The organism is Blochmannia endosymbiont of Camponotus nipponensis (assembly GCF_009827135.1).
In the GTDB taxonomy this organism is placed as follows: domain Bacteria; phylum Pseudomonadota; class Gammaproteobacteria; order Enterobacterales; family Enterobacteriaceae; genus Blochmanniella.
Genome location: NZ_CP046534.1, coordinates 205,894 through 226,500 on the forward strand (window position 1 = coordinate 205,894; position 20,607 = coordinate 226,500).

Consider the following 20,607-nt stretch of genomic DNA (forward strand, 5'->3'; position numbering starts at 1 on the left):
CGTTTAATTTATTAAAAAATTGATTAACTATTAAAATTTTCACAAACAAAATATATACTTGCAAATAATATTATTTATATATTGCAAATATATATTTATTTATTCCTTTATATTATAAATATCTTGTAACTTTATAGTATTGACCAATTGCTGATTGTACGAAATTATCTTTGATTGTTTAAATGACTGTAATAATAATTGCCAGTCATTTACCCATACCGGCAATACCTGACAACAAATATTTTTATTATCATATAATGTAAAATTACCATAATTATCTAAAGGAATACACTGAATATCAGCAGGTGGTGTTAAGCGCAAAGGAGTAGGTTTTTTATGATCCAAATAAAGATTATACAGAGTTAATGCGCCACTAGTGCCTGTTAATTGAGTTCTTCCATTATTGTCACGTCCCAACCAAATTACAGTTACCTCTGTACCATCAATGCCAACAAACCAGCTATCACGAAGATCATTAGTAGTGCCAGTTTTAGCGGCCAACTGAGAATAAGGAAATTTTACAGATAAAATATAAGAAGTTCCTCGTACTACTACTTGTTGCATCGCATATAACATTAAATAAGCTGCTTGAGGAACAATAACACGCTCTATCTTAGAAAAATGTTGATATAACACTACATCTTCTTCGTTCATAACATAGTCAACAGATGATAAAGCAGAATATTGGCCGCCACTAGCAATAGTTTGAAATTCTTGAGCCACTTCTATAGGGGTTAAACTAATAGATCCTAAAAGGATCGATGGAAATAAAGAAATACAATTAGGCGAAATACCCAATTTTACTAAAATATCAGAAACAATTTCTAACCCTATTGTCATTCCCAAGTGAATAGTAGGTACATTGAGAGATTTAATAAACGCATCAACCAATGTAACTTTTCCTCTAAACTTTCGATCATAATTTTTAGGAGACCAAATCACTCCATTAGGCTGTCTCAAATCAATCGGTTCATCAGCGATCCATGTATTCAAGTGATACTTATTAGGATCACTTAAAGCTGCTAAATAAGTTGCTAGTTTTGCTAATGAACCAATAGCACGACGCGCATACATGGCACGATTAAATCCATAAAAATGAGGATCAGATCCACCTACCATAGCCCGTACTTTTCCGCTAAATCGATCTACTACAACTATAGCTCCTTCCAAATCTTTTAAATTATAATAATGCCTTAGTTTATGGATACCTACTACCATTGCTTTTTCTGCTGCCTTTTGAGAAATGGGATCTAACGTAGTAAATATTTTTATTCCAGAAAAATCATGAATTTGATTAACATTTTGTATTTCTTCATTGACCATTTGTATGAAAGAGGGCTGTAAAATCAATACCTTATCTTTTAACTGAGTTCCTAAAGGACGCGCACTAAGAATAACACATATTTTTTTTTTAATAATATTTCTATGTTCCAATAATTTAAGTATTAGATTTCGGCGCTCCAAAGTTATTTGTGGATTTTTCCAAGGATTATATAAAGACGCGCCTTTTATCATCCCCACTAACATTGCTTGTTGATCTATGCTTAATTCATTTACTGGTCGCCCAAAATAATAAAAACTAGCTAAAGGAAATCCACGAATCTGATCATTTCCATTTTGACCAAAATATATCTCATTTAAATATAACTCAAGAATACGATCTTTACTACATCGATGATCAAAAATTAAAGCCATGTAGGCTTCATTAAATTTACGCCAAAAAGATTGCTTATTGTTCAAAAATAAATTTTTTACTAATTGTTGTGTTAAAGTGCTTCCACCTTGTACAGTGCGACCAGAAACAATATTAGCTAAAAAAGCACGACCGATAGAAGATATCTTAATTCCATCATGCCGATAAAAATGACGATCTTCAACAGCTAATAACATATCTATCAGTATATCTGGAAAACCAGATCTTGGTATAAATAACCTTTGTTGTCCATTAGGAGCACACAGAATAGATATAATCTTGGGGTCCAAACGAAATAATCCAAAATCATTCTTTGTATCTTGGTTATAAATGCGGAGTAATTTTTCTTGATTAAAAAAAAAGGTTACATGCATTTCTCCTTCTTCTCCGCTTGGAAAATTAAAAGCCCTACGCAATAACTCAATATTATTATCATGCACAACAAATTCTCCTGAATGAGTAATTTTGTCTACTTGACGATACCGTAGCACTTCTAATAAATGAATCATGTCGTTCTTATTATACAATATATTAGGTTCTACATCAATCATACGACTATAAATAATAGTCGGTAATTTCCAAACTTTTCCATTAATACGGTTTTGAATCTTCTTATCTAAAAACACTCCATATGCTGCCATTAAAATTATAATAAACGAAAACACACATATTGCGATACACAAAAAATGTAGAGTGTGCCACACAATAACAGAACGATAATTATATGGTAATTGACTCATAAAATTATGCTTATATATATAATACTATTTTCAGATAGGTTATTACACCTATGTATCAATTTTAATGATCTTTTTCGCTACATATAATAATATGTTATGTGATACTCATATCAATTTACAACAATCTACACCTACTATTAAATAATAGGAATTATATTTTTTATTTCAAATACATGAAGTATCATGCTTTGTTTTTCTAATTAATCAACATAAATAAGTATGTAAAATTTGATTTGCGCATGAAGATCAAATCACATTTTATAATAACTCATACTCTAATAAATTAAGTGAAATAACATTATTAAACACATAAAAATTTTTATATATATATTTCATGTCTTAATCAAGATAAGTATTGTTCACACACAATTACAATCTACTAAGAAATAACAATGTTTTATATTTAAATTACTATAAATAGCATACATCCTTGTAAAATATAAATTATTTTTATTCAATCATTCAAAATATAATTTCAAATTATTTCTATATTTTAATATAATTATCAATTACAATTTTATAATTTTTTAAACATAAATATGATCTAAGAATATTACGTATCTTTAACAACATTTTATTAACAAATCATACAATCTTTTCATAATATTTATGATGTTTTTATGAAGAAAACTGCATGACACATACACAAACACATCAAAATAGCTATAATATACATGTTAAGAACATAGTTATATGTTCTTTGAACTATTAAAATATAGAATATAATGTTTTTATGCTTGATTTACTTAAATAATATTTTTTAAAGTCTACAAAACATCATTAATAGCCAGTAATAATTTATGCGTATATATATAACATGTCTCCTTCGAAAAAATTTAATTTTTTTGTATTATAATGATATTAATTTATGAAAATAATTAAAATATTACATCACACACAGAATATATGATATATCAATATTAATAATCAAATAATTATAATATCTGAAATTATCAATTCTTATAATTATAACTTAATAAACATATTATATATTATTTTTCATTCTGCCTCATACTATAACATAAACAATCTTATCAGATTAATTTGTTATAAATATAATAAATCCGTGATACCACAATTACATATTTCCATAAAAACTAAAAATGATTTTAGTCTATAAAATTTATATGCATATAATATTTTCAATATTACAAGGTAGACCAAAACATTCATAATCATTTTTTAATATATCTGAATGCATGAATGTAGTTTACGTCTATACTGACGCTGAAATTATAACTAATCTAACATTAAATAAAAATTATATATATATATATACAATACTTAATGTTTATATAGTATAATATCGCGATTTATCACACATTCATAAATATAAGATAAATAACATTATATTATCATAGTATCTTTATTGTTGCTACCGAGATACTACGAACATTTTGTACAATAAAATGCATATAATAAATCTACAGCATCACTTAATATTATCGGTTATTGAAGCTTTAAATATTACATCAGTTTTATTTGTCATCTTTATATATATAATAAAAAATCAATTCCATATATCAATAATATTACTATTAAAAAATTAATAAGATAAAAACTAACATATACTTTTATATATCATGATTAAAAAATATAAAATATAATTAAAATTTTATAATGATATTATGTTATAAGACTGTCTGATAAAAACAGAATTATTAATGTTGTATGTAAGTACACATCAAAAATAAAGTATTAAATATAGACCATTAATCTTTTGCATGTTTGACTATAACTATTTAAATACATGATATCTTATGAAAAGAATACACAAAAAATTAATAAATAATATTTTTAAACATTGTATTTTACATATTCACTTTCGTTATTAATCTCTCTTAAAGAGAAGATCACAGGATCATCATAACAACGTTATATATTTATTAAATTATTGCATTTCTTTGTAGCAAAATTTTGTTTAATTTCTAAAACAGTAAAACCAATATATTTATACAAACATTTTATTCCTTACAAATACAAACTCACATAAACATTTTATACGATAAAGAAGAATAAACACTTACAAAAATTAACATACATCAGTACATACTCAAATAAATTAAGGAAACACTACAATGTTAGAACGTACATCTAATGATGTAGATCCAATAGAAACACAAGATTGGATACAGTCTATTTCTTCAGTTATTCAAAGAGAAGGTATCGCACGCGCTCAATTTTTAATCAATCAAATCATACATGAAGCTCGCAATAATGGTGTTAGGATTGTTAACGACGAAACAATACATGATTATATCAACACAATTCCAGTGAAAGACGAACCAGAATATCCCGGAGATTTAGAAATAGAACAACGCATATGCTCTGTTGTACGTTGGAATGCCATTATGATGGTATTGCATGCATCAAAGAAAAACTTAGACCTAGGGGGGCATATCGCTTCCTTCCAATCTTCAGCTACATTATATGAAGTGTGTTTTAATCATTTCTTTCGCGGCCGCAATCAACATGATGGAGGTGATTTAGTATATTTTCAGGGTCATATTGCACCTGGCATATATTCTCGCGCTTTTCTAGAAGGACGATTAAATGAAAAACAAATAAATAATTTTCGTCAAGAAGTAAAAAATCTAGGACTATCTTCATATCCTCATCCAAAATTAATGCCAGAATTTTGGCAATTTCCTACAGTTTCTATGGGCCTTGCTTCAATCAGCGCAATTTATCAAGCAAAATTTCTAAAATACCTAAACAACAGAAATTTAAAAGATACTACTTTACAAACAGTATATGCTTTTTTGGGAGATGGTGAAATGGATGAGCCCGAATCTAAAGGAGCACTTAATATTGCTTCCAGAGAAAAATTAAATAATTTAATTTTTATTATTAATTGCAATTTACAACGATTAGATGGACCAGTAGTAGGAAATGGCAAAATTATTAATGACTTAGAAAATATATTTAAAGGATCAGGATGGGAAGTGATTAAAGTTATTTGGGGTAGTAAATGGGATTCCTTGCTACATAAAGATACTAGCGGAAAATTAATTCAACTTATGAACGAAACTGTTGATGGAGACTATCAAACATTTAAATCTAAAGATGGAGCTTATATACGTAAACACTTTTTTAACAAATATCCAGAAACTAGCACACTAGTAGATGATATGAGCGATTCCGAAATTTGGGCGTTAGATCGCGGGGGACATGATCCAAAAAAAATATTTGCTGCTTTAAAAAAAGCTAAAAACAATTCCGAGAAACCTGTTGTAATATTAGCACATACTGTTAAAGGTTATGGAATGGGCTCTAGTGCAGAAGGAATGAATATTGCACACCAGATAAAAAAAATTAATATACAAGGTATACGTTATTTTAGGGATAGATTTAACCTAAATCTCGTTAAAGACGATCAAATTGAATCTTTACCTTATTTGACATTTGCAGAAGATTCTAAAGAATATACATATCTACATGAACGACGCAAAACATTATTTGGATATATCCCAAGCAGATTACAACATTCCACCGATTCACTAGAACTACCAACATTAGAACATTTCCATCCCTTACTAATACAACAAAATAAAGATATCTCTACTACTCTTGCATTTATACGAGTATTGAATATACTATTGAAATGTACACCAATTAAAAACAGATTAGTACCCATAATTGCTGATGAAGCCAGAACCTTTGGGATGGAAGGAATGTTCCGTCAAATCGGTATTTATAGCTCCATGGGACAACAATACACTCCTCAAGATCATGATTTACTTGCATACTATCGTGAAAATAAACAAGGACAAATTTTACAAGAAGGTATTAACGAATTAGGTGCGGCCGCATCATGGTTAGCGGCTGCCACTTCATATAGCACTAATAACTTCATTATGATACCGTTTTACGTATATTACTCAATGTTTGGATTTCAAAGAATCGGAGATTTTTTTTGGGCTGCCGCTGATCAACAAGCCCGAGGATTTTTAATTGGAGGAACATCTGGTCGCACTACTTTAAACGGTGAAGGATTGCAACATGCTGATGGCCATAGTCACATCCAATCACTAACAATTCCTAATTGTATTTCTTATGATCCAGCATATGCATATGAAATCGCTGTTATCATACAAGATGGTCTAATGCGTATGTATGGAAACAATCCAGAAAATATATATTATTATATCACTACATTAAATGAAAAATATCACATGCCAGCCATGCCAATAGGAGTTGAAGAAGGCATCCGAAAAGGAATTTATAAGTTAGAATCTTTATCTGGAAAAAATGGAAAAATTCAATTAATGGGATCTGGTGCTATTTTGCGCCTTGTTCGTGAAGCAGCTCAAATATTATCTCAAGAATATAATGTCAGCTCTGATGTATACAGTGTTACTTCTTTTACTGAATTAGCACGCAATGGACAAGACTGCGAACGTTGGAATATGTTACATCCTATGGATATACCTAAAATACCATATATTACTACTGTATTAAATGATTTTCCCACTATAGCTGCTACTGATTACATGAAATTATTTGCAGAACAAATTCGGTGTTTTGTACCAAGTAATCATTTTTTTGTTTTAGGTACAGATGGATTTGGTCGTTCTGACAGCCGAGAAAATTTGAGACATCATTTTGAAATAGATACAGGTTATGTAGTCACTGCAGCATTAGCTCAATTACTAAAAAAAGGCCATATCCATGCAGATGTTGTTATAAATGCCATCAAAACATTTGATATCGATCCTAACAAAATTAATCCACGCCTAATCTAAGAGATAACATCATGACAATCGAAATTAATGTTCCAAATATTGGTGAGGATGAACTAGAAGTTACAGAAATAATGGTAAAAATTGGAGACAACATTAATATCAATCAATCACTTATTATCATTGAAGGGGATAAATCATCCATGGAAATACCAGCTCCCTGTTCTGGCATTGTTACTCAAATGAATATCCATATTGGAGATAAAGTACACACAGGATCTCTAATTTTATTGCTGGATACACAAAATTATACCAAAATTCCTCCTCTTAACGATCAAAAATATATTACTCCTTCTTCTCATGTTGTAATAAAAAATGATACACAAGAAGGAATGACACATAACAATATCAATCATAGTACACGTTCCACACTTGAAATCGCACATGCTACACCATTAGTGCGTCATATGGCTCGCACATCTGGAATAGATTTGTCAAAGATAAAAGGTAGTGGCCGTAAAGGACGTATTTTAAAAGAAGATATTCAAAATTATATAAACGATATTTCCATAGATCACACAAATAATATGTCATCCATTCAACCTAATCAACTGATTCCTATTCTATCTTGGCCTAACATAGATTTCAGTAAATTTGGTGATACTGAAACTATGATGCTCAGCAAAATACAAAAAATTTCTGGTACAAATTTACAAAGAAATTGGATAATGCTACCCCATGTCACACAATTTGACGAAGCTGATATTACCGATCTAGAGAATTTTAGAAAACAACAAAATATTTATATTGAAGAGAAAAAAATAAATTGTAGAATTACAATTCTAGTTTTTGTCATGAAAGCCGTTGCAAAAGCATTAGAAGAATTACCACGATTCAATAGTTCTTTATCTCAAGACGGTCAAACATTGATTTTAAAAAAATATATTAACATCGGAATAGCAATAGATACCCCTAAAGGTTTATTAGTACCCGTGTTACGCAATGTAAATACAAAAGGTGTTATTTTGTTATCACAAGAACTAGCAGAACTTTCGAAAAAAGCTCGTTCTGGGAATCAATTGACTCCTTATAATATGCAAGGAGGCAGTTTTACTATATCTAATTTAGGAGGCATAGGAGGTACAGCTTTCACTCCTATTATTAATGTTCCAGAAGTAGCTATTTTAGGTATATCTAAATCCTTCATAAAGCCAATCTGGACCGGAAAAAAATTTATTCCACGCTTAATGTTACCTTTATCATTATCATACGACCATCGTGTTATCGATGGAGCTGATGGCGCTCGATTTATGACTCTCATTAATAAAATAATTTCCGACACGCGACTATTATTTATGTAGATTAATCAATTATTTCTCCTCATACTATAAACTAAACAGGCAATATAGCCCGAACCATACAGGTATATGCTTTTTAGAGCAAATTATATATAATAAAACAATACATATCCTATCAAGTTTGTATATAATAATGAATGATTTCAATCAAAATATGAGAGGCATCATATATTATGCATATGCAAATAAAAACTCATGTTCTTGTTTTAGGAGCAGGACCAGGAGGATATTCCGCAGCTTTTCGATGCGCCGATTTAAGAATGAATACTACAATAATAGAACGTTATCCTAATTTAGGTGGAGTATGTCTTAATGTTGGTTGTATTCCCTCTAAAACACTATTATATGTCGCTAAATTAATTGAAACAAAAAAAAAATTAAATAAATACGGTATTTTATCAGGAGAAACACATATTGATATTAATAAAACACGATCCTGGAAAGATAACATTATAGCTCAACTATCAAATAATTTAAAGACAATGGCAAAAACACGAAATGTTCAAGTAATTAATGGAATTGGAAAATTTATTGATAGTCATACTATTCAAGTGACAAATCACCAAATGATCTGGGAAATAGCATTTGATTATGCCATTATAGCTGCAGGATCACATTCCGTATCTCTATCATCTATTCCCAATGACGATCAACGTATTTGGAATTCAACCGATGCGCTGTCTTTACAATCAATACCTAAGCGTTTATTGATTGTAGGTTCTGGAGCTATAGGGTTAGAAATGGCAACAATATATCATGCTTTTGGTTCAAACATCGATATAATCGAAATGTGTAATCAAATTGTGCCAATTTTAGATAAAGATATTATTAATATTTTTACTAAAATAATTAGTAAAAATATTAATTTAATTTTGAATACTAAAATTAATGTAGTAGATTCTAAGAAAGATGGTATTTATGTAACTATGGAAAATAAACAAACTTTACTAAAAAACACTCAACGTTATGATGCATTATTAGTAGCAATTGGACGCGCTCCAAACGGTAATGCATTGAATATTGAACATACAGGAGTAAATGTAGATAAATATGGTTTTATTCCTGTAGATCAACAAATGCGTACTAACATACACCACATGTTCGCAATAGGAGATATCGTTGGACATCCAATGTTAGCTCATAAAAGCATTCATGAAGGACATGTAGCAGCAGAAGTTATTTCTGGTAAAAAACGCTACTTTGATCCAATAATAATCCCATCTATTATATATTCTGACCCAGAAATAGCATGGGTTGGATATACTGAAAAAGATGCTCAAGAAAAAAATATAGATTATGAGGCTATAATTTTTCCTTGGACAGCTTCAGGTAGAGCAATTACTGAAGATTGTAAAGAAGGTATAACTAAATTAATTTTTAATAAAAAAACAAACAAAATTATTGGAGGAACAATTTTAGGTACACATGCTAGTGAAATATTAGGAGAAGTTGCATTAGCCATTGAAATGGGGTGTGATGTAGAAGATATTACCTTAACTATTCATGCTCATCCAACTTTATACGAATCAATAGCATTAGCAGCATCTATTTATGACGGATCGATTACTGATTTACCTAATACGAAAAAATAAACATAATAAATTTCATATAATTTTTTAAAATTTACAATACATCGATATATCAAAAATGATATTTTTGTATACATTATTATGTAATCGTTACTATCCATCATAATTCATACAGAATATGTGCCGTTTTAGATTAATTTTTATTTTTAAAATAAATATACAATCATATTTTATGTGTTTATACCGTCCAAACCTAGTAAATTACTATGTACACATTATATAAATGAATCTGCGTTATTAATTAATAATATAATCAGTCACGATAAAAATCATAATTTCAAGAATATTATCAATATATTGATAATATTCTTGAAATTATATCTTTGTAACCTAATAAAATACTAATTATAATAACATAATTGAATAATTTAACAATAAATTATCCTGTTATTAACAGTAATAAAACACGTTATCATTAGTAATACTATGAACTATTTATAATAATATAAGTCACTACAATTAGAATATATTTGGTCTACACTCTTAAGGAGTATTATTTAAAAATAATTAATTTCATATCATCCTAATATATTAGAAAAAATTTAAAAATTTTTATTATTTTGATAATTTATGAAATGTATAAAAATAAAGATTTATTATAGTAATACTAAAATCAATCGAAATAATTATTATATAAACCATGCCGAATAAACTTATATTGTGCATCAAAAAATAAACATTAACTATGCTTATAAAATCTATTAAATATAAAAAATACATCACTGCACTTGAATGTTTAATATCACTTATTTTAGGCTCTAAATAAACAATTCCTCTATAGTTTCCGTAAATACTTGTAACTCTTGATATTTATATGACTATTCTAGTCTGCATTCTTATGCTGATCATAATCTATATTAATAATAAAAATTCATACAAAAGACACTGCCCTACTAATAAATCACATAAAACAAACAATAAAAATTATTTACCGTTTCAATATTTAAACCATTTTATTGCCATATAAAAATTTTAAATAATAATAATAATTCTTTATAAATATCTAAAATTTAAAGGTTTTCACGGGAGATCAAAAATATAAAATTATTAAATTCAATGATAAAACAAGTCTTTACATTATCAATAACATATTACAATAATTTATAAATTTCAATAATAGTATTATTTAATAAATACCATCTAACAATTGTTAAATTGGAATTAATAATATGAAGTTTGTCATAATAAATTTTTCTACTTAAAAATACAACCAACATATCAGAATACAACTATATAATAAGTATAATAAATTATTTACTTAATATTTATTATCAAAACTTAAACACCGCATATGTTGAATACAATACATATTAATTGATTTCAACACAAAACATAAAATTATATATATCAAATAACCTTAATAATAAAAATATATATTTTTATTATTCAATACATTTATCTAACAATAGTATTGACTTATATTATAAATATAATGCATATACCTAAACATTATACACTTTTATAATTATAAAGTGTTTTTTTTAAATAAAAAAACCTAATTAACTTATAAAGTATAACAAATACATATTATTAAATAACAAATAAACATCCTAAAAAGAATAAAAATTGTAATATAATTATATATATACACTATATTTATATGCAAAAGATTAAATATCTTTATTTATAATAACTACTTTCTCTCATCTATACACAATAGATTATTTATGATTAATTATAAATTTTTACTCGCTATTTCATAAAAAAGAATACCAAATTTTCTAAAACTACTGAAATTTCTAAAAACTACGAAAATTCCTATAGATTTGTCAATAATCACAACATATTTTTTAATATAATTTAAAATATATAATGATAAAACCATCAACAATAAAAATTTATTATTCATCAAATATCAAGTAATTATATCAACAAAATACGTATGTCAATGTCACTTTCCTAAAACTCATTTAATTTAATTCAATATATATATTATACCCGATTATTTTTTTAAATAAAATACATACAACTCTATACACAAAACACTATATTCTAAATAATACTTATTATGACTTCCAAAGATCTAAACCATTCCTCGGTACAGTTCTAACGATATCTGTTATAATTTTACCGTTGGGAAAAACTAAACGATCATTTAATTCAATTAAAGGATAAATTACAAATTCTCGATTAAAAATACCATGATGTGGAATTATTAATTCGGGAATACATATAATATGTTTTCCAAATAATAAAATATCTAAGTCTAATGTACGAGACTGCCATACACAATCATCACGTAAACGTATACGTCCTTGTTTTTTTTCAATATACTGAAGATAATTTAACAATACTTGGGGAGATAGATCCGTATCCAGTATTACTATTGCATTCAAAAAATCAGGTTGATTTTTTTTTCCTAACGGTCGACTACGATAATAAGAAGAAAAAGCTATCAACTTAGTCATCGGAAGTGCAGAAAGACACCATATAGATTGATCTACTTGTTTTTTTGGATCTAACATATTGCTACCAATGCCTATCCACACCCGTTCCATTCTGCTATATATCCCAATTAATTAATCATAAAATCATCAATCTTTGCATTTTCATGACACCTTTAAAGAATCATCGAGTTAAAAATTACATAAATATTTTTTATAAATAAAACTTTCCTGCATATAGCAGAATGCACAATAATCAACATTGCAATAACTTTCACAACTAAAATATATATATACAACATTAAAACCTGATTTATTTAATATTTATTTATATATTATGTAAATAAGCATATCTAAAAATTAATTTTCACTATGAAAATCTATCCGGTTGTTTGTTTTTCTTTAATTTCTTCTAAAGTTTTGCAATCGATACATAAATTAGCTGTCGGACGAGCTTCTAACCTTCGAATACCAATTTCTACACCACATGAAGTACAAAATCCAAATTCATTCATATCTATTTTTTTTAAGGTTTTTTCTATTTTTTCAATAAGTTTATGTTCTCTATCACGATTACGTAATTTAATATTAAATTCTTCCTCTTGCACCGCCCTATCCACTGGATCTGGAAAATTAATAGATGCTTGATCTTGTGTGCATAATATAGAATATTCTACATCTTTTTTAAGTTGATTTTTCCATGTTTCAAGAATACATTTAAAATGTAAAAGTTGATCAACACTCATATATTCCTCATTAGATTTTCTTTGATATGGCGTTACTCCAGCAATTGTTAATACATTCAAAGAAGAACGTTTACGACGACTCGGTGCATTTTTTGACATATGTTTGCTCCTGTTGTGATGTTAACATCAACTTATATCAATAGTTTATAACATTTAATTATACAGAATCATTAACATTATAAATATATAATGAACATAATTCTAATTTTTGAAATATTTATCCTATTTCAACAAATATAATATTACACAGATAAGCATAAATATTCATTGTTACCAATTAGTACCTAATCTATCAACATAAATGAGCATAAAATCACGGCATAAGTTATACAATACACATATAAGTAAATGTAATTGTTACCTTTATTTATAATGAAAAACTCACAATAGTTCTTTTGTTCTATTAAATATAGATTATTTTGATAAATAATTATAATCAATTATAAAACATTTAACTATACACAATAACATCATTATTTTTTGATTTTTTAAAAATATTAAAATTATATAAATAATATTATTCAAATATTTATAAATATACTATACCTTCCCTATAAAATAGGCATTAATATCCTATATTTTTTACGTACACTTTGTGCTAAAAACTTTTGATGTTAATTTTATAATTTTCAGAAAAATATACTTTTAAAATATTAAAATTTTTATTTAATAATAAAATAAACTATGTCTTATATTATTGCGCTCACCGGCGGCATTTGTTCTGGAAAAAGTGTTATTGCCAAAAAATTCGCTAATTTATCAAAAAAAATATCTGTAGTAGACGCAGATATAATTTCTAGAAAAGTGACACAACCCGGAACTATTGCTTTACATACAATAGTTAAATACTTTGGATCCTGCATACTATTCCCTAATGGATCATTAAATCGATCCATGCTAAGAAAGATAATTTTTTCCAATCCTAAAGATAAAGAATGGCTTGAAAAATTATTACATCCAATTATCAGAATAGAAACACAAAAAACAATAAACACACTATCTAATCAGTCATCATATATTTTATGGGTTACTCCTTTATTAATAGAAAATAACTTACAAAAACATGCAAACCATATATTAGTGATAGATGCACACATTGATATCCAATTAACTCGAATTATCAATAGAGACAAAATCAGTAAACAGTATGCTAAAAAAATTTTGTTATCACAAGTATCCCGTCAAAATAGATTTGACTTTGCTGATGACGTTATTGAAAATAACAAAAATCTCGATGAAATTACGCAATATATTTCTGCATTACATCAATATTACCTTAAGATAAAAACTAATAATAGCTAAACATACTATTCTCATAAAATAAATAAAACTGATAACAATATACCTGTGCATTATATGATTCTAAATTTAGTTACTACTATAACAACACAGTAATTTATATAAATTATTTTATCCCATCTTTAGTTTTATCAACATTCTGATCACATTATAATAAAAATTTTTATTTTTATTAAAAATTAAAACTAATACCAAACCCAACAGAATTATTCTTTCATCAAAAAAGACAACGAAAACCACTATCATTAAATGATATCATGTAATCTAATACAATCACAACATATTCAATATAAAACAAATTTTTATTAAAACTTACATTTGACAATACTCATTATTCACGGACTAACAATCAAACATGATATTTTAAACAAAAATTATAAACCGTATCACTTATATATCACCAATTAAAATTGGTATCATATATTTAATATGCATTAAGGGCATTAATATGCAATTTTACCATGACATTCTTTAAATTTTTTATTAGATCCACAAGGACAGGAATCATTACGACCTACTATTTTATTCTCAGTTAATGTATATTTATGTAAAAAATAATCTATTGATAATAACTTTTTATCAATTGCTCGTGCATCTATAGATTGGATATCATTACACTCATTATTTTTATCTAAAAAAGATTCTTTTTTACGCAATAATTCTACTGCTAATTTACTAATTTCACTTATTACTTCATATTTTAAATGGTCTAACATTTTAGTAAACATAGCAAATGATTCTCTTTTATATTCCTGCTTAGGATCTTTTTGTGCATACCCTCTTAAATGAATTCCTTGACGCAAATAATCCATTGATGCTAAGTGCTCTTTCCATAATACATCGAACGTCTTTAACATAATTCCTTTTTCAAAAGAACACATAATATTCACTCCGATTATTTTTTTTGTATATTCATACTGTTGCACCATATTATCTAATACACGCTGACGTAATATTTCTTTTTCTTCATATAACTTAGGATCTGATTTTATCCACTTTACAAGAGATAATTCCAAACAAAAATCATTTTTCAAACATTTTTCTAACTTTAAAAGATCTCTTTTATCTTCTATAATCTGCAGAGGTATATAAATATCAAACAACTTATCAACCACGTCGCAACGAATATTGCCTATAACATCACTAATATCTGACATATTTAACAACTTATCGCGTTGCGCATAAATAACACAACGCTGATCATTAGCTACATCATCATATTCTAATAACTGCTTTCTAATATCAAAATTACGGTTTTCCACTTTTTTTTGAGCATGAGCAATAGCTTTAGTAATCCATGGATGTTCAATTGATTCTCCTGATTTCATGCCTAATTTTTTCATCATGTTTACTAATCTATTAGAAGCAAAAATACGTATTAATGAATCTTCCATTGATAAATAAAATCTAGATGAACCTACATCTCCTTGTCGGCCAGATCGACCACGCAATTGATTGTCAATACGACGAGATTCATGCCGCTCAGTACCAATAACATGTAACCCTCCAGATTTTAACACTGTATCATGACGCTTTTTCCAATCAGATTTAATTTTTAAAATTTTACATGCACTTGTTGTTTTACTCAAAGCAGCAATATCTGCACGCCAATTTCCTCCTAACATAATATCAGTGCCACGACCAGCCATATTTGTAGCAATAGTTACCGCACCAGGATATCCTGCTTGTGCTATAATATCTGCTTCTACTGCATGAAATTTAGCATTTAAAACTTTATGAATAATTCCAATCTGACTTAAAGCACGAGAAATAATCTCAGATTTATCAATTGATATTGTTCCTACCAGAACTGGCTGACCACGTTTCACGCAATCTTTAATGTCACTAATAATAGCACCAATTTTTTCCTGTTCCGTCATGTAAATCACATCCGGAAAATCATTACGAATCATGGGACAATTAGTCGGTATAACGATAGTATTTAATTTATAGATAGATTGAAATTCAAACGCCTCAGTATTAGCTGTACCCGTCATACCAGACAATTTTTTATATAAACGGAAATAATTTTGAAATGTAATTGAAGCTAATGTTTGATTTTCATTGTGAATTGTTACATGTTCTTTAGCTTCTATTGCTTGATGCAACCCATCTGACCATCGACGACCAGGCATAACACGTCCTGTATGCTCATCAATAATAAGTATTTCCCCATTTTTAACAAGATAGTCCACTTCACATGCAAATAAAATATGCGCACGAAGTGCTGCATTAACATGATGCATTAATATAATATTGTCTGATGAATATAAGGATTCACCTTGACTCATAATTCCAGATTTAATTAATAGTTGTTCTATTAACACTAACCCATTTTCAGTTAGTACCACTTGTCTAGATTTTTCATCAACTGTAAAATATTCTTCTCGTTTCAAATTATTCATACTGTTGATATTTTGTTGAATTATACTAGCTACTAATTCATTAATTTTTAAATATAACAAAGAAGTATCATCTGATAGCCCAGAAATAACCAATGGAGTACGAGCTTCATCGATTAAAATTGAATCTACCTCATCCACTAATGCATAATACAATCCTCGTTGTACTCGCTCTTCTGGAACAAAAACCATATTATCGCGTAAATAATCAAAACCATATTCATTGTTTGTTCCATAGGTAATATCCGCTGCGTATGCAGCACGTTTCATAGCCGCTGACAGTCCCGGTAAATTAATGCCAACAGTTAACCCTAAAAATTCAAATAAAGGTCTATTATTTATCGCGTCTCTATGTGCTAAATAATTATTAACTGTAACAATATGTACTCCCTGACCATTTAATGCATTCAGATAAGCAGGTAAAGTAGCAGTTAACGTTTTTCCTTCTCCAGTTTTCATTTCTGCAATACAACGATTGTTAAGAACTATTCCTCCCAATAATTGGACATCAAAAAGACGTATATTAAATATCCTCTTAATAGCTTCACGCACCACAGCAAATGCTTGTGGTAATAGCTCTTCAAGATTGGCTCCTGATTGAATAGATATACGAAACTCATTAGTTTTAGAAGAAAGCTGACTATTATTCAGCTGCTCTATATCTTTTTCCATATGATTTATAATATCCACCACTTTTTTCATACGATGCAACACACGCTCGTTTCTATTTCTAAAAATTTTAGTAAACAATTTAAATGGTGTTATCATAACAATTCATATCTCATTATAATAATAATATATTATTTAAAAAATGCGATCATCGTATATATCCCTACATATAATACATGCAATCATATATGTACTAAGATAACGTTAATAATAATAATTAAAAATTAATATCGTTTCACAATTTAATAAAATAAATACTAACAAGTTAAATAACACTCATTATATATATTTATACTTCGATATATAATGAAATATTTATTAAACAATCGTTAATATTATCAAGTTACAATACCTTTAAAAAAATTTAAAAATTTTGAAAGTAGTAACCAGTTACTACTTTCAAAATGACGCGCAGCGCATACACACACGAAGAATATATATTCATTTAATGATATCAAAAGTATTTTTTTAAATATAAATAAAAGAACAACACATCTACAACCTTAATTCAACTAATCACATAATAAGTATTACATATATACAAAATTTCCATAACCACAATAATATAGATTTACTCAATCATCAAACAATTCAAATAATATACAAAAATGATACGCTTGAATGTTATATGTGTCTTACTAATACCTATAAAATAAGATGCGATACTTATTTATCACCAACATATCTAAATATGTATCATTCCTTTCAATTAAAAATTATAAGAAAGATATATAAACTACAATATCATTTATATATATATATATATATATATAAACTTTTTACATCAATAATAATAATATTGCATTAGTAAATGTATAAAATTAGATACTAAAATCTATATGATATACTATGTTACATACTCAAATAAACGATAATATTTTAAAATACTACAGGTAAATCAGATGCATTAGAAAAAGTAGCGATTTCCCATGCTTCCTGACAGGATAAAACAGTTTTTAATAATTTATTATTTAAAGTATGTCCAGATTTAAAAGCAATAAAAGAACCAATAAGGTTATGCCCACACATAAATAAATCACCAATAGCATCAAGCATTTTATGACGGACAAATTCATCATCAAAACGCAAACCATCCTCATTAAGTACGCGATAATCATCAATGATGATCGCGGAATTAAAACTTCCTCCTAACGCAAACCCACGAGATTGTAAATCTTTTACATCACGCATAAAACCAAAAGTACGTGCACGACTAATATTATGCACAAAAGATGCTGAAGAAAAATTAAAAAAATAATGTTGTGTATTAACATTAATAGCTGGATGATTAAAATCAATAGTAAAATCAACTGTAAACCCATCAAATGGTCTCAACTCAGCCCATTTTTCTCCATCTTCAACGCGTACAGTTTGTTTCAATCGAAGAAATTTTTTTGCACTATTAAGTTCTTCTATACCAGCATCTAATAATAAATATACAAATGGACTAGCGCTACCATCCATTATAGGCACTTCAGGAGCATTAAGTTCTATAATAATATTATCAATACCCAATCCTGCCTGAGCGGCACTTAAATGTTCAACAGTAAAAATCTGAGCACCACCGTATTCATTATTAATCAAACATGTGCATAACACAGTACTTCCTACTGATTTAACGTTAACCTGAAAATCTACAGGGGGATGTAAATCAGTACGACGATAAACGATCCCAGTATTTGCAGAAGTAGGACGCAAAGTTAACGTAACTTTTTTACCAGTATGTAAACCTACACCAGTAGTTTGTACAACGCGCTTTAATGTTCGTTGCTTTATCATTATATCATCTCATACAAAACCATTCGTGTTATTCATTTTATTGGTAAATTACATATATTACATTCTGCAATAAATTACCCACTTAAATTATTTTCAATTTAATCTGATTGCTTCCTCAAAAAAGCAGGAATATCTAAATAATCTATATCTTTATCAAGAGTTGTATTTTGATGATCTACCTTGGTGGGTGGTGTATGTCTTGATTCCTTAAAAAAAGTAGATACTCTTTGGGGAGAATGATGATAATGATTATCTCTCATTATCTTTTTTTCTTCTTTAGTATTAGATACAACAACATCCGAACGTTTATCAATACCTATTCCTGTTGCTACTACAGTAACACGTAACTCATTATTTATATCTGGATCTAAAGCGGTTCCAATAACTACTGTTGCATTATCAGAAGCAAAAGAACGTATAGTATTTCCTACAGTTTCAAATTCATCCAATCGTAAATCTAAACCAGAAGTAATATTCACTAAAACACCACGAGCACCGGATAAATCAATATCTTCTAATAAAGGACTAGCAATCGCTAATTCCGATGCTTCTTCTGCTCTATCGTCACCACATCCTATTCCAGATCCCATCATAGCATATCCCATTTCCGACATCACTGTACGTACATCTGCAAAATCTACATTCATTAAGCCCGGTCGAGTAATTAATTCAGCAATACCTTGTACTGCACCTTTTAACACATCATTAGCAGCACTGAAAGCATCTAATAATGATACACCACGTCCTAAAACTTTTAATAATTTATCGTTTGGAATTGTTATTAATGAATCTACATATTTAGACAATTCAGAAATTCCTTGTTCAGCAAAAGTCATGCGTTTTTTTCCTTCAAAATTAAAAGGCTTAGTGACTACAGCTACAGTCAAAATTCCTAAATCTTTGGCCACTTCCGCTATTATCGGAGCAGCACCGGTTCCAGTGCCTCCACCCATTCCTACGGCAATAAATACCATATCTGCACCTTCTATAGTAGCTTTTAATACGTCACGATCTTCTTCTGCGGCGTTACGACCAATTTCCGGATTCGCACCCGCTCCCAGCCCTTTAGTAACAGCACTACCAATTTGAATAGTTTGACCTACCGTCATTTTTCTTAAAGCTTGAGCGTCAGTATTAACAGCAAAAAAATCTACACCTTCAATATGTTCACGCAACATATGCTCAACCGCATTACTGCCACCCCCACCAATACCAACCACTTTGATTACTGCATCACTAGTTAACTCCATTGGTTCAAACATTATT

At 28.2% G+C, this 20,607-nt stretch carries 10 protein-coding genes; 4 read left to right on the forward strand and 6 right to left on the reverse strand.

Annotated features, from left to right (window positions below; translation table 11 throughout):
• Window positions 1-99 precede the first annotated feature (99 nt).
• Complete coding sequence (gene mrcB / locus GN161_RS00945) at window positions 100-2,433, reverse strand: bifunctional glycosyl transferase/transpeptidase (protein WP_159714698.1); 2,334 nt, start codon at window positions 2,431-2,433, stop codon at window positions 100-102.
• 2,078 nt (window positions 2,434-4,511) lie between these two features.
• Between mrcB and aceE the strand changes: the two genes are divergently transcribed.
• From aceE to lpdA, 3 genes are all read left to right on the forward strand, one after another.
• Window positions 4,512-7,178: a pyruvate dehydrogenase (acetyl-transferring), homodimeric type gene (gene aceE / locus GN161_RS00950; protein ID WP_159714701.1), complete on the forward strand. Its 2,667-nt coding sequence runs from the start codon at window positions 4,512-4,514 to the stop codon at window positions 7,176-7,178.
• 11 nt (window positions 7,179-7,189) lie between these two features.
• The gene (gene aceF, locus GN161_RS00955) at window positions 7,190-8,476 is read left to right on the forward strand and encodes a dihydrolipoyllysine-residue acetyltransferase (protein WP_159714704.1); all 1,287 of its coding nucleotides are present in this window, start codon (window positions 7,190-7,192) and stop codon (window positions 8,474-8,476) included.
• Between the two features lie 167 nt (window positions 8,477-8,643).
• Window positions 8,644-10,065 carry a dihydrolipoyl dehydrogenase gene (lpdA, locus tag GN161_RS00960; protein ID WP_236840126.1) on the forward strand — a complete coding sequence of 474 codons (1,422 nt, stop codon included), beginning with the start codon at window positions 8,644-8,646 and terminating at the stop codon, window positions 10,063-10,065.
• A gap of 2,003 nt (window positions 10,066-12,068) precedes the next feature.
• Here the strand turns inward: lpdA and folK are convergent.
• Window positions 12,069-12,560 (reverse strand): 2-amino-4-hydroxy-6-hydroxymethyldihydropteridine diphosphokinase, encoded by a 492-nt coding sequence (folK, locus tag GN161_RS00965; RefSeq protein WP_159714710.1) that lies wholly within the window; start codon window positions 12,558-12,560, stop codon window positions 12,069-12,071.
• A gap of 266 nt (window positions 12,561-12,826) precedes the next feature.
• Window positions 12,827-13,291, reverse strand: a complete 465-nt coding sequence (gene dksA, locus GN161_RS00970) for an RNA polymerase-binding protein DksA (protein WP_159714713.1) — start codon at window positions 13,289-13,291, stop codon at window positions 12,827-12,829.
• A gap of 585 nt (window positions 13,292-13,876) precedes the next feature.
• Between dksA and coaE the strand changes: the two genes are divergently transcribed.
• Window positions 13,877-14,494 (forward strand): dephospho-CoA kinase, encoded by a 618-nt coding sequence (gene coaE, locus GN161_RS00975; protein ID WP_159714716.1) that lies wholly within the window; start codon window positions 13,877-13,879, stop codon window positions 14,492-14,494.
• A 440-nt stretch (window positions 14,495-14,934) separates the two neighbouring features.
• Here coaE and secA read toward each other — a convergent pair whose 3' ends face one another.
• The 3 genes from secA to ftsZ all read right to left on the reverse strand — a co-directional run bounded on the left by secA (window position 14,935) and on the right by ftsZ (window position 20,603).
• Window positions 14,935-17,661 (reverse strand): preprotein translocase subunit SecA, encoded by a 2,727-nt coding sequence (secA, locus tag GN161_RS00980; RefSeq protein ID WP_159714718.1) that lies wholly within the window; start codon window positions 17,659-17,661, stop codon window positions 14,935-14,937.
• 780 nt (window positions 17,662-18,441) lie between these two features.
• Complete coding sequence (gene lpxC / locus GN161_RS00985; protein ID WP_159714720.1) at window positions 18,442-19,341, reverse strand: UDP-3-O-acyl-N-acetylglucosamine deacetylase; 900 nt, start codon at window positions 19,339-19,341, stop codon at window positions 18,442-18,444.
• 98 nt (window positions 19,342-19,439) lie between these two features.
• Entirely contained in the window at window positions 19,440-20,603 is a 1,164-nt protein-coding gene (ftsZ, locus tag GN161_RS00990) for a cell division protein FtsZ (RefSeq protein ID WP_159714722.1), read from the reverse strand.
• Window positions 20,604-20,607: the final 4 nt, after the last annotated feature.

Bases quoted from the DNA above. Each gene is read 5' to 3' on its own strand.
- ftsZ (WP_159714722.1), bottom strand. From the start codon at position 20,603: ATGTTTGAACCAATGGAGTTAACTAGTGATGCAGTAATCAAAGTGGTT.
- secA (WP_159714718.1), bottom strand. From the start codon at position 17,661: ATGATAACACCATTTAAATTGTTTACTAAAATTTTTAGAAATAGAAAC.
- dksA (WP_159714713.1), bottom strand. From the start codon at position 13,291: ATGTCAAAAAATGCACCGAGTCGTCGTAAACGTTCTTCTTTGAATGTA.
- coaE (WP_159714716.1), top strand. From the start codon at position 13,877: ATGTCTTATATTATTGCGCTCACCGGCGGCATTTGTTCTGGAAAAAGT.
- aceE (WP_159714701.1), top strand. From the start codon at position 4,512: ATGTTAGAACGTACATCTAATGATGTAGATCCAATAGAAACACAAGAT.
- lpxC (WP_159714720.1), bottom strand. From the start codon at position 19,341: ATGATAAAGCAACGAACATTAAAGCGCGTTGTACAAACTACTGGTGTA.
- aceF (WP_159714704.1), top strand. From the start codon at position 7,190: ATGACAATCGAAATTAATGTTCCAAATATTGGTGAGGATGAACTAGAA.
- mrcB (WP_159714698.1), bottom strand. From the start codon at position 2,433: ATGAGTCAATTACCATATAATTATCGTTCTGTTATTGTGTGGCACACT.
- folK (WP_159714710.1), bottom strand. From the start codon at position 12,560: ATGGAACGGGTGTGGATAGGCATTGGTAGCAATATGTTAGATCCAAAA.